The sequence below is a fragment of the Pseudomonas sp. LBUM1661 genome (genome assembly GCF_059695925.1).
The window spans coordinates 6,118,510-6,134,856 of record NZ_CP166794.1; the positions used below are offsets into that span (position 1 = coordinate 6,118,510).

Sequence of the window (16,347 nt, forward strand, 5' to 3'; positions counted from 1 at the left end):
AAATGAGTAAATTCACGGAAGAGAAGCTTGAACAAGCAATTATTGCTCTGCTACGAAAGCAAGGATTTCCTCACCATTGTGGTGGCAGCATTTCCCGCGCCCCCAACGAAGTATTGCTTCTAGAAGACCTAATCGCTTTTTTATCCAAGCGTTATGCCAAGGACGGCATTACCCAAGGCGAAATAGCGGCGGTAATCCAACGACTAGATAAGTTGCCATCGGCAGATCTTTACGACAGCAACAAGACCATCCATAAAATGGTAGCCGACGGCTTTTTGCTCAAACGTGAACCAGCCGATGGCAATCTACTCAGTCAGAAAGACTTGTATATTCAGCTCATAGATTATGTCGAAACACCGCCGCAATACATTCCTACCGGAGAGGAAGAAGGAGCGCTCACCACTGAGCAAGAGCACAGCCATCACGACAGCAATATATATCGACTAGTCAATCAGCTAGAGATTGAAGGCAAAGAAAAACGCATCCCCGATGCCATCCTCTACATCAACGGTTTACCCTTGGTGGTGTTTGAGTTCAAAAGCGCGATCCGTGAAGACGCTACACTATATGATGCTTATCAGCAGGTGACCACCCGCTATGTACGCGATATTCCTAATCTGATGAAGTACAACGCTCTATGTGTTATCAGTGATGGCGTAAATTCGCGCATGGGGTCACTTTTTGCCCCTTATGAATTTTTCTACACCTGGCGCAAGGTAACAGGCAGCGAAGTAATCGAGCACGACGGCATTAACGCCTTGCATACAATGATTGAAGGTTTGTTCGACAAGGACCGCCTTCGCGAGGTGGTCCGGCACTTCATTTATTTTCCTGATGTATCCAAGGCTGGGGCCAAGATTGTGTGCCGCTACCCTCAGTTCTACGCGGCCAAACGATTATACCGGAACATACTGGAACACCGTAAGCCGGAAGGCGACGGCAAGGGTGGCACCTACTTTGGCGCCACCGGCTGCGGAAAGAGTTTTACCATGCTCTTTCTGTCGCGACTATTGATGAAAAGCGTTGATTTATCTAGTCCTACAATCGTTCTGATCACTGACCGCACCGATTTGGATGATCAGCTATCCGTCCAGTTTACTAATGCCAAAAACTATATTGGAGATAATACGGTTGTAAGCGTGGAGAGTCGTGCTCAGCTGCGTGAACTTCTCAAAGGTCGCAGCAGCGGTGGTGTATTTTTAACGACCATACACAAATTCACAGAAGATACTGAGTTATTAACCGAACGGAGCAATGTAATTTGTATCTCTGATGAAGCTCATCGCAGTCAGGTCAATCTCGACCAAAAAGTTCGTTTGACAGAAAGTGGCGTCAAACGCACCTATGGCTTTGCCAAGTACTTACATGACTCACTTCCTAACGCTACTTACGTGGGCTTCACCGGCACTCCCATTGACGCAACATTGGATGTGTTCGGGAAGGTGATCGACAGCTACACCATGACCGAGTCGGTCAAAGATGAAATTACAGTACGCATCGTTTACGAAGGCCGTGCCGCTAAAGTAATCCTAGATAACGACAAGCTCAAAGAAATTGAGAAATATTACGCTGCCTGTGCTGAACAGGGCGCGAGCGATTACCAGATAGAGGAAAGCAAGAAGGCAAGCGCCAAAATGCATGCGATCCTTGGAGACCCTGGGCGCCTCAAAGCGCTGGCAAAGGACTTTGTTGAACATTATGAAAAGCGTGTTGACGAAGGCGCAACGCTCAACGGCAAGGCAATGTTTGTGTGCAGCAGCCGTGAGATAGCTTACGCCTTTTGGCAACAAGTGATCGCGCTGCGTCCGCAATGGAATGAGATGCTGGTAGCTGAAGAAGATACCGAACTAACCGAGCAAGAGCAGAAAGAGATAAAACCCATCGCGCGGATCAAAATGATAATGACTCGCGGAAAAGATGATGAACAATCGCTCTATGATATGCTTGGCACCCAGGAATACCGCAAGGAGTTGGATAGACAATTTAAAAACTCTAAATCCAACTTTAAGATCGCTATCGTCGTGGATATGTGGCTTACGGGCTTTGACGTACCATTCCTAGACACAATTTATATCGACAAGCCTATTCAACGCCATAATTTAATCCAAACCATTTCACGGGTAAATCGGAAATATGAAGGCAAAGACAAAGGACTTGTAGTTGATTACATCGGCATTAAAAAGCAGATGAACTTGGCACTGGCACACTATAACAAGACTGACGAATATAACATCGAGAACATCAATCAATCCGTAATCGCTGTAAAAGACCAACTCAATTTACTTGACATGATGTTTCATCAGTTTGATTCCAAGCCCTATTTTATAGGTGACCCTTTGGAACAATTGGCATGCCTCAACAAAGCAGCCGAATATATACAACTGACCAACAAAATAGAAAAACGCTTTATGGCTTTGGTAAAGCGCCTGAAGGCAGCCTATGATATTTGTTGCGGATCAGAGAGCATTTCTACAGACGAACGTGATCGCATCCATTTCTATCAGGCAATTCGTTCTATTGTCTTTAAGCTCACCAAAGGTAACGCACCCGATACTGCCCAGATGAATGCGCAGGTTAGGCAGATGATCGCCGAAGCACTTCAATCTGATGGAGTAGAAGAAATCTTCAAACTTGGCAAAGACGGTTCCGGCGAAATAAACATCTTTGACGACGATTATTTAGCCAAAATTGACAAAATCAAACTCCCCAATACCAAGATAAAACTTTTACAACAGCTTCTAGCCAAAGCTATTGAAGACTTCAAAAAAATCAACAAGATCAAGGGAGTAGATTTTGCCGAGAAATTTCGAAAGTTGGTTGAACACTATAATGAGCGCAAGGAAGATGACGTGCTTGTTAGCAGTGTATTGGAAGATTTCTCCAACGAAATAATCGACCTTATTCAAGCCTTAAAAAAGGAGAAAGAGTCCTTCACAGACCTAGGCATCGACTTGGCTGAAAAAGCATTCTTTGACATTCTGATGCAGCTCACTCGCAAATACGATTTCAGCTATCCAGAAGACAAGCTGTTGGAGCTGGCGAAAGCCGTCAAAGAATTAGTTGAGGACAAAGCCAAATACACTGACTGGAGCCAACGGGATGATATCAAGGCGGAGCTAAAAGTAGACCTAATTTTGGCCCTAGCAAAATACGGTTACCCGCCTGTTGACCGTGATGAGGTTTATAAAGAAATCTTTGAACAAGCAGAGAATTTCAAGAGGTACCAGGTAGCTTAACGCCTATGACGGCGTATGCCTCCTTGCAGCGTCAAACCGTCTAACGAACAGTGGGCTAGTCCCTGTTCGCGGGGCAGTGGTTGTTGGTCGGTTTGACTAAACTTTTTGTAACTATCTACACGTTAAATTTACCAATGACCACGGAATGACCTCAGCGCCATCCGCCATATCAGCTAAGATTCTAGTGAAAAAAAACGCGAGGATTTTTTCATGACGGGTCATAAGAGAACTGCCATTGAGCGATTGATTTTGCAGGCGAGGATCTGGGGCTGGGATATGTCATGGTCGTTTAGCTTGGCCTCCCCAATAGAACCGAGACCAATCGGCAATTACTACTCAGAGCATACTACACTCAAGCTTTTCGGCTCCGTGCGATATCCCGAAGCTTTCAAATACCCCACCCTCGAATGCAACATATACGCTGACCCATTGCTAAGATTTGGTAAAGTCGCCCCCCACTGCATCGGATCTATGCAAATAGTCAGAAAGCGACTGGTAGCCTATATCGCTGTTAATAATGAGAGCTTGGAAAGCTTGTTCAGCATCGCCAACCGGCTTGTCTCGTTGGAGATCAACGCAGAGCCACTTCGATATCGCAAGGCCAAGATAATGGGTGTACACCTAACTACCGAACTTGAGCCTGATTGGTGATGCCGATCCAACACCGAATCTCTGACTGGTACGAATCGGAATAGTGCGTGGCCACCGCAATGGCTTCAACGGTCGAAACCCTGATGATTTTCCTATTCTCATTTCGGCGGCCTTCTTCCACTCGCAAATTCGATTTTTGAATCAGTAACGGCTCAAGGCGCCTGACAACATCGGGGCGGATGCAGCGCTGCCTCCGGGAGTGGTTCAGAACTCATCGGTGTAGTAGCCCCATTCGCCGAGCAACCTATCCAAAACCAGTGAAACTCTAGACTCCGGCATCAATTCACTATCTGTTGCCTGATACCGACGACTGTCGTGAAGCTCTCGCCTCTGTCGAGCGCGACATCCTGGCAATCAATGGCACCGCATTTACCCTGCCTGTCATAGATCCGAACGGTGAGCGTTTTATCGAGTTGTTCGACCGTAGCGATGACTACACCAAGCTATGCGTAGAGATCGAAGAATGTCGCGGGCAACTCAATCCTGAAAACGCATTGGCCGCCACCAAACAGATACGCAAGCTGCGCAAAATCAACGATCAGCTTTCCAACATCGATTACTTCCCAGGTAAGCCAAAGCAGCAAGCCTACCGTAACTGACTCCATCATGTACCTGAAGTGCATTGCCGGTCTTCGCAACGCTCGCATGCTTACGGTCAATCTCGGCTTGCTGCTCTGTGGGGGTTGCGTGGGATACAGATACGACGGCTACGATCCCTATCCACATGGATACGACATACCCGCCGGACATCTGCCACCACCGGGTGAATGCCGCATCTGGTATCCCGACCGACCGGCCGGCCAACAACCCCCCTGGCGGTTGTCAGAAGCTGGAATGGCAAGTACCCAGGGGTGATCCTGATTCGCGGCTGATACTGCCTTTTCAATCGAGTCGACCGGTTTTCGCCCATTCGCGAGTATCCGCTTGGGTCGATTGCAGCCCTTCGTGACAGGCAGTAATCGGTCAGATCCATTCCTTTTTCAGACTGGCTGATTGACCGGAAACAAGCGCTCGACAATCGTACAGTCAAGCCAGCGCCCTTCTAGGCAAGCGTGCTTTTCATACACCCCTACCTGACGAAAACCGCAGGCTTCGCACAGTGCAAGACTGGCGTGATTAAAAGTAAAAATATGCGAAAGAACCTTCCAGAATCCGCGAGCTTCGGCTTCTTCCAGCAGTGCCTGAAGCAACTGCTTGCCGAACCCGTAGCCGCGCATACCGCGATCCACATAAATGGAAAACTCTGCAACGCCGTCGTAACGGGCTTCGGCGCCATAGCTACTGAGGCCAGCCCATCCAGCAACCTGATTAGCCACATCAACCATGACCACCACTGGATAGCGTTCTACTGAGTTGATGCGATCAAACATGTCTGCCGTGCATATAGGAGTCGTTTCAAACGTAGAACTACGGTCCTCGATACCTTGATTGTAGATGGCTGCCATTCTGGTAGCGTCTAAGCGTTCAGCTAAACGAAATCGCACTAGCGTTAGCATTGTTGGAGTCCCGATGGGTTGGTAGTAACAACATTACTGTTAATAAAGGAAGTGTTTTTTCTTTCAATCCTTGCTCTTCACGGCTGGGCAGCACTCACTTACGAGTCCGCAGCAAATCTCCGTGGCCCGCGCGATCTGCCTGAGCAAGTTCAGCGCTCCCTGCCAAGCCTAAGCCGAGAGGTTCTCGATCATCGCTCTTCAGCAATAAGGTCAGCTCTTTTTCCTGTATAGCTCACGTCCAGCATCCGTTGCTTGTATTCGTACTGTACGCCGATCTTCATCACCCTCAACGCGGGACACATCGTGAGCAGCCGCGCCATCAGCCAACCGCATGCAAGAGTTTGTGGCTGGTCAGGATGGCTTCAGAACCCATCAGCGTAGTAGCCCCATTCACTGACCAACCCATCTATTGCCAGTGAAATTCTCGATTCCTGCATCAACTCGGAAGGCATGTAGCTGAGTGCCACCGCCATGGCCATCGCGAAATCATCAAGGCTTTGCGGATCGTATGGCCAGACTTGGAGCTTCATCAATGAAGCATCGCTGAGGCTGTATTCATCGACAAATTCCAGCTGGCTCTCCAACTGGGTAAATTCGCATAGAGACATCGCACACGTTTTCAGAGGAGAATCCGCTAACATCGTTCGCGCATCCAAATACGTATCCCCTGCCCTAGTAAGCGATGGATGTGTGAAAGCTCTTACGCAAAACGACATCAAACGGGGCGATGACACAAGACTCCGCACGTGTTTTAAGTCGACTAACCCTTGACCAAACTCCCACGCCAGTTCGCGACGCAGGTGGTCTTTGAGATTTGGGTGAGCGGCCATCACTACTCTTGAATGGGCAATAAAATTCATGATGATTACACCCCAATTCCGTATTCGAGCCGTTTCAGAAGCATGTAGACCGCCTCGCATCCCTCTTTCGTATTAAGCATTTCGTATGGCCGCCGACCGGCAAGAGCAATGCTTGGCTGTTGCACCCAATGGACGGCGCTCGCTCCGAAGAATGACACAATCAACTCCAGAGTTCGTACATAGCTGGCAATATAATGTTGGTCAGCGATCCTGGGCTCAATTTGTTCTACAAGTTGTGGCCCGCGATGTTTATCACACCGAGCAAGAAGCCAACCTTCAAGCCCCATCACTTCCCCAGGCATGCCGCACAGCTCGCATACGCAACCCGAAACCAGTTCGGTGATTTCGAGAGCGATACCGACGCTATCGTCGCCCCCACGCTTATATATCCGGAGCTGACCGAACTTTTCTTTCACTTGTGAGATTTTTACGTCGAGCGCTCTCAACTCTGCATATCGCTGGATTAGCAGCAGACTGCCCTCGATCAGATCCGACCAACCGTCGAGGCATTCAAACCCGAACACTTCCGTCTCGGAGACGTCTCGCTGGAAAATAAGGGTTCGGTGATTAGTAGCGAGGCGCCTTTCGATGAAATTATTCATTTGCCATATCTACCCTGGACCACAACGTTTCCCTGGGATGCCCAAGTAGCGCGGACGGGTAAATCTGTCCATCCATCAACTCGTAGCAGAACCGCTCACCAACCGAATGGATCGCTCGAATCGGCTCCATCAACCACCTGCCTTTCTCGTTTAACCATGGCGGGGAAACAAGCTGAATCTCTCGAATAAATTCCTCGGGTGTATCCCTATAGGCCAAACCCAATAGGTGGCGGACGGCGGGGATCATGAATTGATGCTGTGATGAAACCTCCCCGTCGAACGTTTCGTGCGTCAAAAAAAACCACTCATGATTCGCCGTCTGTGAGATGTAGGCCCAACGATGCGTTCCTTCCTCCAAGGCGAAAAGCGGATTCTGCAATCGCGCTTGCGCGTGGGTTTCGAACATATTATTTCTCCAAGCATTCATTATCAGCGTACTATAGTACGCTGCGGATGCTAGCTCAATGTGGCTACATACTCCTTTTTCAGGAGTAGCCGCATGCGCGAGCTTAACGACGCATTTGCGCTGGCTCTGAGGGATATGCGGCATCAGGCCGATTTGGCCCAGAGCGACTTCCCACCGAGGGTTAGCAGGGAGTACATCAGCCTACTGGAGCGTGGACTTCGCTCCCCTAGCCTGAAGGTGATAGACGATCTTGCTGAGATCATGGGTATCTCCCCGCTGGCACTTGTGCTCCAGTGCTATCTGCATCGGGATCCGAGCACGAGCTTCGAGGCCCTTCTTGCAAAAGCGGTTCGCGATGTAAGGGTAGAAATGATCCCTGGTAAACACGAAGATGAGGATGTGAGCTAGGAGACACACCTGAAGCCTTTTCACCGCTGCACGCTCACGGATTGCCCTCGTTTTTGGCAGTAGAAACGAAGCATTCGACGACAAGCCGGACTGATCACCGTAATTCTCATTGACCGACTTCGCCGTATGAGCACACAGGGGCTTCTACTCCAGGCTCATTGGCTGAGCTGGTGGAACACATCGAAGTCGCTCTGAGAGGGAGATAAGGAGCAGGTGTCTACCCACCTCAACCGGGATCCCGGTGCACTTGTAGATTGCCGAACGGATCTTGCGCCCAAATGCGGTTAGATCACCTGGGATACCAGTCAGATCAGCGAACGCTTCGTCGATGCTGTAGACCTCAAGCGCGGGCACCATCGAGTCGATGATCGTCATCACGCGCTCGCTCATGTCGTCATCATTACGGCAGCGAGTGACGAAGCGATGGTAGACATCCATGATCGCAAGCCATTGGTCTTGGCACCCGAGCATGCCAGGGAGTGGATAGATCCAGAGACCTCGAAGCTTCGCGCCGAGGAACTTGCCAGGGGGTGTCGCCGTCCTGTTGATGATTTCAGGTGGTATGCAGTTGGGAAGGTCCTTGGCAACGTGCGCAATCAAGAGGGCCGGTCTCAGCAGCGAGGGTCACGCGCCCGATTAAATAGCCGAGAAGCTGTACCTATTGCTGCCTATTACCTCACCACCGTTCGCAATGGGTCGATACCGGCATCAGGATTTCATGTGAGGGTCGTGGAATGGCTCATTCTGCCATAGCAAGGGTTTCACGATTTGGCGGGGCATAAAACTTACCGCGAGACCAAAGCTGCTGCGTGAAACGTCTGGAGGTGCGGTGGCGACCGCTGCGAAAGCAGCGCCGCGCGAAGGGCTTTATCCGCGAAGGTACTTTATTTCGCAACCCCCAGACGGCATCGGCCAGCCCATCCAGGCATCGCGATGCTTTTCATGATGGAAACTTCGATTGCCTGATTTACCCCACCAATTTGGTCACTGACTCCTGCCGTCCCCTGATTGAATTAATCCATTGGGAAAGAGCATCGATCTCCGCTCGAATTTGTTCAGGTGTAGGCAATTTCTCACTCAGCCCTTCAGGTTGATTGTGGAGGAGCATCGAAAGTCGTCCGTACGCTTGCCTCATCTCAGCATGATCGCTATCTGTTAGTACAGTGAGCTTGATCAGGCCGGTGGTATCCACTTTGCGGCCTAAACGCCTTAGGACTGGCTTCACCACCTCCTCAACTGCGCGTTCCCAAGCTGTTCGAAGCTCGACGTCAAAGTTATTTACTTCAGAGCGCCACTTGGCTGCGTTGCCCTTGACGTGATGGATGGAGACGTTCTGAAGATGGCTGCTCATCGAAGAGAGCACCTGATCAATTGGGAGGACGTCATTTGGGGGAGAGTCATGGCAGTATCCAGGACTGCTACTACCTCTGCTGATCAGCCGATAACTAACTGGGGCCTTGATCAATCTGCACGACTCCTCCAGCAACAGAAGGAACGCCACATCGTGAGTAAACACAATCACTTGGCGGTTAATGGATTCTTCTGCGAGGCGTGCGGCTACAGCTTGCCGGTGAACATGGTCCAGCGAGGAGACGGGATCATCGAAAACTATTGCAGATTTTGTACTGGTAGTTGCCAGCTCCGCTAAAAAGGCTGCGAGCGCTACACAACGATGTTCTCCCTCACTGAGGACCTTACCCGCCGCTTCTTTGGTATCACCCTTCAGGTGAATTTTGAATTGCGGCACTCCCGCCACCGCTGAACCCTGTCGCAACTCAATCCCTAAAGACGATATGCCAAGCTTTTCTACCTCCTGACTAAAACAGGTTACAAGATGCCGAGTAACGTGGGAGCGAGCCAGTTGACCAGTCAGAACAGTAATGCCTTTGGTAGTGGTTTGTTTTGCAGACTCTTTCAGCTTATCAATACGTTTCAACAAGTCGATCTGGCGAGCCACGTCTGAAATAGCTAGCCCTAACCATTTCCTATCGGCAAGTTCATCTCGTTCAGAAACAAGCGCTTTGCGCTCTGGAGAGTCATTTTCAACGGTCAACGTACGGATGGAATCGTCAATAGCCTGCAAAATGCCTTCTAGAGCCTCCTTCGGCATCGTAGGCAGGGGTGGAAGTTGGTGGGCACCATCAGGATCCGTCAATCGAATAATTGCCCTAAGTCTCCATGCACCCTGGACAATGGCTTTTCTCAGCAGCTGAGATAGTTCCTTCTGACCAAGATCATCCCTATACCAAGACACGCTGTCAGGAATTTTTCTGATCGTAGGCCTAGCTTTTTTAAGAGCCATCATGGACTGATCATATGCAGTTTGAGCAAGGGTTTCTCGTTTTTCAATTTCTCCGCACACGAACGTTTCGAACGAATTGAAACGTGCCTTCGCCTCTTCTGAAAGCGCCTGGTGACAAAGGGGGCAATGAGCCCCATCAGTAATATTTGGGAAATCAGCATGCGGGTATGCGTGCCCGACCGAATACTCTCGTGCCGCTGACCACAGTGCGCGCCACACCTCAGACCCCACGTCGGGCAAAGGCTGATTCGCAAACAACTCTGTAGAAGCCAGAATTGAGGCCTCCCTTGCAACCTTGAGAGCCTTGGCCTCTTCCATCAGGACTAGGTAGCGATGTTCGGAGATGACTGCATCGAGATCGGAAAGGGTACTCAGCCCTTTTTCAATTCGCCTCTTACGCCCAAGCAACTGCTTCTGAAGCGTCTGTGGATCCTCAGATAGCTCACGCGCAAGGGTTTCAAGCCGAGCATTTTCTGCGTCGGACAGTATCGAAAGAGCTGTCAACTCATCTTTATTAGTTTTATGCGTCAGCTTGTGTACGAGCTTCCCTACAGTCGTGTATGTCTTACACATGGGAACCTGAAGTGATGCTGGTTTTTGCGCACTGATATTGCTGATATCCGCGTCGTATCTAGTGCTGACTGCCTTACAAGCGTCAACAAGTGATGCCAATATTTCCAGAGCCACCGGGGTATATGCCAAGCTGTTCGATCCATCAACATGGACATGGGCAGTACTGCTGTCAAATACACTGACCGCAGACAGTCTTGAATCGGAGCCCCCACCGAGTGTCCACGTCGCTTTTTGGTTTTGCTGACCAATACCAAAGTCTATGCAGGCTGATGGTCCAGCTTGGTTTCGTGCAAACACGTTTGTCAAAATAGTATCGCGCGGCCCTCTTCGAGACCGGCATATATGTTTCAATACACGCGCATAACCTGACTTACCCGCACCATTATCGCCATAGATTATAGACAATCCCTTCTTTGCAAATGATAGAACCTCACCTTCTGCCAAAGCGTTTACGTTGCTAAGGCTATGTAGGCGATGGAGATTTACTATCGAGCCAGCAGTATTGGGATCTTTGAGATGATTGACACTCAACGGTTCGCCCGTTGCCTGCCCCAAGCTAATATTATATAACTCAGCAATATCATCATGCGTCAGGTTCTTATTGAGGTATATCCTACGTAGTGCATCCTTCTGCCACTCAGGAATTTCGGATGACCATTGGAGCACTGAAGAAAGTGCTGTTGCTTCTGATGTAGTCGGTGAAGGCGCATCACTCAGATTAGTCATTTCTAGATTCCATTCATCAGTACGGAGGACACCAGCTAGGTCCGTGATGGTGGCATCATGACACCCTCACAGGACATCCGTGAAGATCCCTAGCTGGGGGCTGCTTGACTTTAGGCCGGCCCCTCAACGACCAAAAATCCAGCTGCTGCCGCTTCTTAAGCTGTCCGAGGGGTTAACTGCTCGTAGTCATCATCATTCCACGGCTCTGGCAGGCCCGTCGCAGCCTGCCTGACAGGTTGCCATCTTGTAGTGCCAATCCATTTCAGTTGATATACGAGCCCTTTGCAGGGTGCAATACCGATTAATCGTTCCAGATCCAGATAGACCCCAAACGTACGCCACGTAAGCAGCTGCCAGCCAGAGGCGCGAGGCTAACCCACGAGCCCCATGAGCTAGGTGGCAGAGCACGCCTCTGGCGTGAAGGTCCCACCGGTTTATTAAATTGCTCCCTCCGATGGCCTGATGTCTGCTCTGTGCCTCAGGACAAAGCCGCTTCGCGGAAAGCAGCCAAGGGCTTTCGAGGCCTTAGTCAGCGTGGCCGGTAAGCATGGCACGACTATTCCTCTGAGTGCGACGGCAACGCAGGCGGGAGTTTAGGCTAGGATCTGCTGCTGGCAGGATACAAAATTGATCGGATGTGGTCATAGCCATACGATCCCCAGACGTATCATATCGTCCAAACCAATGTTAATGGCATACTACATTCACTCATAGCCGCCAGTCTTACTGGAGGTAAGTTTATAGTGTGTAAATTTGGTGAGTTTTGTTTGGAGAGTTAAAATGCCAACTGGGTTATGCGGGCTTTGCAGGGAACAGAGGGACCTAATTGATAGCCATTTGTTGCCAAAATCTGCGTACAAGCAAATTAGGGGGAAAGTTGCTGGGCAGCAAAGCCCAGTAATCCTTAATCAATCGACCGGGACAGCCATTTCGTCAGATGCTCAGGTCACTCAGTTTCTTTTATGCAAGGAATGCGAAGACTTGTTCTCCAAAAATGGAGAGCGGCAGTTAGGAATGCTTTGGAGCACAAGAAGCGGCTTTGCATTAAGAGAAAGTCTAAATAAGCTCAAGCCCGTTACTTCAATGGGTCACATAACTGCTTACAATGCCAATGAGATAGAACATTTAGATGATCTATTTTATTTTGCCATAAGTGTCTTCTGGCGTGCACACATGTGGAATTGGGGGGAGAAAAATCAAAGTTATGGGAGAGCGCTTGGTGCAAAATACTCTGAAATGTTCAGGTCATTTCTTCTCAAAGAGGGCGAAGTCACTGATACGCACCTAATGGTCAGCGTAAACTCCAATAGCAGGTATGACTTTCTAATGAGCCTTCCTACCGCCAGGAAGGAATTTGGTGGCATAGTGCATACATTTCACGTGCCTGGCCTACGCTTCGAGCTTCTTATAGGAAAAGCCCTACACCGCCCTCTGGCTGGGCTGTTCAAAATCCAGGGTAGAGTTTTGGTCAACATGTTCGAGTTTGAAAGAACTCCTACGTTTGCCCAGCTGAGTATTTTTGCCAATTACCAAGCAGACATAAAGGGAAAGCTAGCAATACAAACCGCTGAAATAAAAGCGAGGCGGGAAGCCGCCAAATAGGCGGCCAGTGTTATCCTAAAAATTATTTGATAAGGGAGTTTTTTAGGCGCCTGCGTAAGCCTTCAATGAGGATCGAGCAACCCTTTAACTTGATCTGCTTTACATCGACTCAACCGATACTACATCCACATACCGGAATTTCTTCCTAGCTGCCTTGGTGGCTTCCTGCTCTGCCAACAGGGTACTCAGAGTATCGGCCTTATGGACGATCTCAAACGTCTTACCTTCGAACTCATTGCTCACACGGAGGGTTACCCTAAGCCTGGGAGTGAAGGCTTTCGACACCTTCCTTTTCGCCCCCTTTGATCCGGACGCTACGACGATTTCAGGCAGAACCTCTTCTACGCTGGGGGTACTCACCGGCACAGATTTTTCTACGTTGCCGAACAACGCGTGGCGCATCTCTTCTTCGGTCCATTCTTTGTTCATGCTACGTCTCAGAGGCCTGCTCGCTAAACCAATGTAATTCTACCAGCTAGCTCTAACGAGGCAGTATCCAGCACAGGAATTTATCCTGAGCACTACGCCTCTGTGGGGACCGGGGCAAGTCGACCGAGGCGGTATATCTCTCAGCAGTCCGAGATCATGGCCTGCCGAGTTTGGCGTGCTGCTTAAGGATGAGCATGCTCCTGGCGTCTGCCCGAATTCTCTCCAGACCAATATTAGCCTCCTGAACCTGCCGTATTTCCCAAGCAGCGCCCTCGCTCCAAAACCTGCTTTTGATACTGAATCGGCTGGCCAAATTTTGATCATAGCGTCGGATCATATTTGCGACATGATCCCATTTTTCCGCTAGTGCCAACTGATCAGTACGCAATGGCGGACGACCAGATTCGATGTTTGCGAAATAGGTTTCCGTCGAAAAATATGCAGTCCCTAATGCATTCAAAACCTGCTCAACGTGATCTTGATCGCGTGCTCGCTTGGCATCGAGCATCGGAATCATCGTTGTAATGAATCCCAGAAGTGCTTCCCATCCCATTTTTTATCCTCAACTGATGGCTGAGATCAATTTGACGAATCCGCGCTGTTAGCGGTGATACGTATAAAAACCCCACGATGAGCAGCGTATAGGCGCGAATGCTGCACCAAGCGAGTCGAGTCTGCCACTCCCTCAACAGGGCCTGCCACCCCGGCTGGAAGACAAGCTGTACAAGGGTTGACCTAGAATAATCTCAAACCGTGAATATGCCATCTCAACGGAAACCGCATCATGCCTACGTCACATCTCTGAGGCTATCGTAACGTTCTGGAACGATGTCCCTGAGAGCATCACTCAACAGTGAAGACCTATCTCCTCCGAAATGGTTTCTGAACGCGCTGATCCAGGACAATGACCAGATTCCGTGACGAAATACCGGTCGCCCCCACTTCAGCTCCATTTCGCCATTGATGGGTAGCACTCCATAACAGTCCAACGTAGTCATAGGCCTTGCCTTGTGAAAGACAATCAGGGCATTCACCGACATTACTGAGCCGTTCTTAGCCGAAGCACCTGCGTCTAGCGTTTTGCATCGGTATTGGCATTGCGTATCGGGAGCACGCGATCAGATCAACGGCATTAAACCTACTGGGCCATTTCGCGGTATGCGATGTTTTTACATTTATCACCGCCTGCCCCTACCAGCTACGCTGAAGCGGCCCAGGCAAGCAATTGTAGGCCCGGAAGGAGTATTGTGACATTTCGCTCAAAAAATACGGTGCGATCCTCTAGAAGGCCTATTTTTCCTATACTCAACAACAGGCGCGGAAAGAAGGACCTAGCCCTTGTTTACAAGGAGTATAAATAGCGCTGTGTGACATTTTCTAGGAATGACCATGGCTGACAGCGCGATCATCGAGTTACTGGAGAGAAATGGCCCAATGCTGAGCAGCGATTTGTCCAAGCTGCTTGAATCACAGCACGGGCTCAATCCTGAGGCAGCCAGAAAGCGCGTCGAGCGTGGTTGCACTGGCATGAACAGGCTCAACCACATCGTTTTTCCTCACCGGGCCCGCTTCCTCTACCTTCAGAAAGACTACGGATCTCCATTCTTTTTTGACCATCTGATGGCAGCCCTCAAGAAGACACGGAGCACCTACTTTGCTGCGCTACAAGCTTTAGAGCTGCGAAGCAACGTGATGCCCAAGTCTCATTTCCTGATCGCATGTGGCGCACCCGTTTCTCAGAAGAAGCATATTTCTGCCGAAAGCCTTCTAGAAAAACTGATCAAAGCTACCTTGGTGAAAGAGGTAACGCTTCCTGGAGGAGAAGACTGCGTGGTGCGGTGCGATCATCATCAGATGCTCGACTTGACGTCGCTTTGGGCAAAAATGAAAAGCCGCCTGATCGCCGAAAAAATTACCCTTTTGGCAGTAAAGGACTGGTCGAGAAATTTAGGGATGGTCAGCTACGATTCGGTAGATACCCGAGAGGATGAGGATTCAGAGGCCCTACCGAAGGTTGGGACTTTCAACTGGGACCTCGCCGGTCCCTCATACCTGTTTCCAATGCGAGAGTACGCTAACTCTACTCTCAAGCCTGGTTTCTTCGTTTGCGACCTCGCCCTAAACGGTCGCGTTACCGTTGATCAAATGACTGCATTCGTCAGCAAATGCGTCACTTTGCGTAGCTTGCGGAAGGTGGGTAGGTGCCTTCAGATCTTCGTCGCAGAAAGCTATGAAAGCGAAGCATTTGGCCTTCTCAAAGAGAAGGGGATTATTCCAGCAACCACGGAAAGCTTGTTTGGTCGGGATGTGGCATTGGCATTGAAAAGCCTCTGCACAGTCTTGACCGACACGGCGAAGCTCACTCAGAACCCGGATGCATTAGATAAAATCTTCAACGACCTGTCGCGAATAGAAGGCGCGGCATCAACATTGCGCGGCAGTCTGTTCGAGTTCGCAGTGGCACAGATCGCGAAATCTACGCTCCTTGGGTATCACCAAGAGATGAACAGAATCGTCAAAGACTCAATCGGCGGAGAGGCTGAGATCGATGTACTTGCACAGAGGACGAATCACGAGGTCGTCTTCATAGAATGCAAAGGAATACATCCGATCAGCACACTCGATGATGGCGAAATCGAGAAGTGGCTGGACAAACGTATTCCCGTGATCAGAGGGTTTGCTAAGACACACTCTGACTGGGCGTACATCCCTCAAAGATTCGAGCTTTGGACTAGTGGAAAATTTTCCGAAGAGGCGCTTTCTATGGTCAAGGCCAGGCAAGCGACGACCAGCAAATACGAAATCCAGCTTCGAGATGCTGACTATGTACTTGCCCAAGCAGGCGCTAGTAAGGATGCAGGTCTTTTAAAGACCTATCAGCAGCATTTCGTGACACATCCGATGCAGGAGTTTGAAGAAGCGAAGAAGCGCGAGCAGCGTAAAACTGACAGGGCGGCGGCACGCTTAAAGAAGCCATCTGTAGATGCTCCCCTGCCCCCTTCAAGCCCTCCGACACCAGATATCTACGTTGGCTTTATGAATCCGTAGCAAGGGTA

At 49.8% G+C, this 16,347-nt stretch carries 11 protein-coding genes and 4 pseudogenes; 6 read left to right on the plus strand and 9 right to left on the minus strand.

Annotated elements, in window-relative coordinates; translation table 11 throughout:
• Positions 1 to 2: 2 nt before the first annotated feature.
• Together ACA057_RS28130 and ACA057_RS28135 are read left to right on the plus strand one after the other, a co-directional pair.
• The gene (locus ACA057_RS28130; protein ID WP_497344079.1) at positions 3 to 3,236 is read left to right on the plus strand and encodes a type I restriction endonuclease subunit R; all 3,234 of its coding nucleotides are present in this window, start codon (positions 3 to 5) and stop codon (positions 3,234 to 3,236) included.
• A 938-nt stretch (positions 3,237 to 4,174) separates the two neighbouring features.
• A pseudogene (locus tag ACA057_RS28135) lies at positions 4,175 to 4,471 on the plus strand (chromate resistance protein ChrB domain-containing protein); the annotation flags it as partial.
• A 396-nt stretch (positions 4,472 to 4,867) separates the two neighbouring features.
• Here the strand turns inward: ACA057_RS28135 and ACA057_RS28140 are convergent.
• From ACA057_RS28140 to ACA057_RS28160, 5 genes and pseudogenes are all read right to left on the minus strand, one after another.
• Positions 4,868 to 5,371: an arsinothricin resistance N-acetyltransferase ArsN1 family A gene (locus ACA057_RS28140; RefSeq protein ID WP_497350042.1), complete on the minus strand. Its 504-nt coding sequence runs from the start codon at positions 5,369 to 5,371 to the stop codon at positions 4,868 to 4,870.
• 75 nt (positions 5,372 to 5,446) lie between these two features.
• A pseudogene (locus tag ACA057_RS28145) lies at positions 5,447 to 5,683 on the minus strand (winged helix DNA-binding protein); the annotation flags it as partial.
• Between the two features lie 62 nt (positions 5,684 to 5,745).
• Positions 5,746 to 6,243, minus strand: coding sequence for a hypothetical protein (locus tag ACA057_RS28150; RefSeq protein WP_497344081.1), 498 nt, complete (start codon positions 6,241 to 6,243; stop codon positions 5,746 to 5,748).
• 5 nt (positions 6,244 to 6,248) lie between these two features.
• Positions 6,249 to 6,845, minus strand: a complete 597-nt coding sequence (locus tag ACA057_RS28155; protein ID WP_497344083.1) for an antitoxin Xre/MbcA/ParS toxin-binding domain-containing protein — start codon at positions 6,843 to 6,845, stop codon at positions 6,249 to 6,251.
• On the minus strand, positions 6,838 to 7,251 hold the full coding sequence (locus ACA057_RS28160) for a hypothetical protein (protein WP_497344085.1): 414 nt from the start codon (positions 7,249 to 7,251) through the stop codon (positions 6,838 to 6,840). Before ACA057_RS28160 ends, ACA057_RS28155 begins: the two co-directional genes overlap by 8 nt.
• Before the next feature lie 93 nt (positions 7,252 to 7,344).
• On the opposite strand from ACA057_RS28160, the gene ACA057_RS28165 reads away from it, so the two are divergent.
• On the plus strand, positions 7,345 to 7,659 hold the full coding sequence (locus tag ACA057_RS28165; protein WP_497344087.1) for a helix-turn-helix domain-containing protein: 315 nt from the start codon (positions 7,345 to 7,347) through the stop codon (positions 7,657 to 7,659).
• Between the two features lie 219 nt (positions 7,660 to 7,878).
• On the opposite strand, the pseudogene ACA057_RS28170 reads toward ACA057_RS28165, so the two are convergent.
• Positions 7,879 to 8,052 (minus strand): annotated as a pseudogene (locus tag ACA057_RS28170) (Y-family DNA polymerase); the annotation flags it as partial.
• On the opposite strand from ACA057_RS28170, the pseudogene ACA057_RS28175 reads away from it, so the two are divergent.
• A pseudogene (locus ACA057_RS28175) lies at positions 8,053 to 8,259 on the plus strand (SOS response-associated peptidase family protein); the annotation flags it as partial. It lies immediately after the preceding pseudogene.
• A 367-nt stretch (positions 8,260 to 8,626) separates the two neighbouring features.
• Here the strand turns inward: ACA057_RS28175 and ACA057_RS28180 are convergent.
• The gene (locus ACA057_RS28180) at positions 8,627 to 11,260 is read right to left on the minus strand and encodes an AAA family ATPase (RefSeq protein ID WP_497344089.1); all 2,634 of its coding nucleotides are present in this window, start codon (positions 11,258 to 11,260) and stop codon (positions 8,627 to 8,629) included.
• Positions 11,261 to 12,040: 780 nt separating this feature from the next.
• Here ACA057_RS28180 and ACA057_RS28185 point away from each other — a divergent pair.
• Positions 12,041 to 12,862 (plus strand): hypothetical protein, encoded by an 822-nt coding sequence (locus tag ACA057_RS28185; RefSeq protein WP_497344091.1) that lies wholly within the window; start codon positions 12,041 to 12,043, stop codon positions 12,860 to 12,862.
• A 99-nt stretch (positions 12,863 to 12,961) separates the two neighbouring features.
• Here the strand turns inward: ACA057_RS28185 and ACA057_RS28190 are convergent, their stop codons facing one another.
• The gene (locus tag ACA057_RS28190) at positions 12,962 to 13,291 is read right to left on the minus strand and encodes a hypothetical protein (protein WP_497344093.1); all 330 of its coding nucleotides are present in this window, start codon (positions 13,289 to 13,291) and stop codon (positions 12,962 to 12,964) included.
• A 154-nt stretch (positions 13,292 to 13,445) separates the two neighbouring features.
• Positions 13,446 to 13,844: a hypothetical protein gene (locus ACA057_RS28195; protein ID WP_497344095.1), complete on the minus strand. Its 399-nt coding sequence runs from the start codon at positions 13,842 to 13,844 to the stop codon at positions 13,446 to 13,448.
• Between the two features lie 836 nt (positions 13,845 to 14,680).
• Between ACA057_RS28195 and ACA057_RS28200 the strand changes: the two genes are divergently transcribed.
• Positions 14,681 to 16,339 (plus strand): hypothetical protein, encoded by a 1,659-nt coding sequence (locus ACA057_RS28200; protein ID WP_497344097.1) that lies wholly within the window; start codon positions 14,681 to 14,683, stop codon positions 16,337 to 16,339.
• The last annotated feature ends 8 nt before the right edge of the window (positions 16,340 to 16,347 follow it).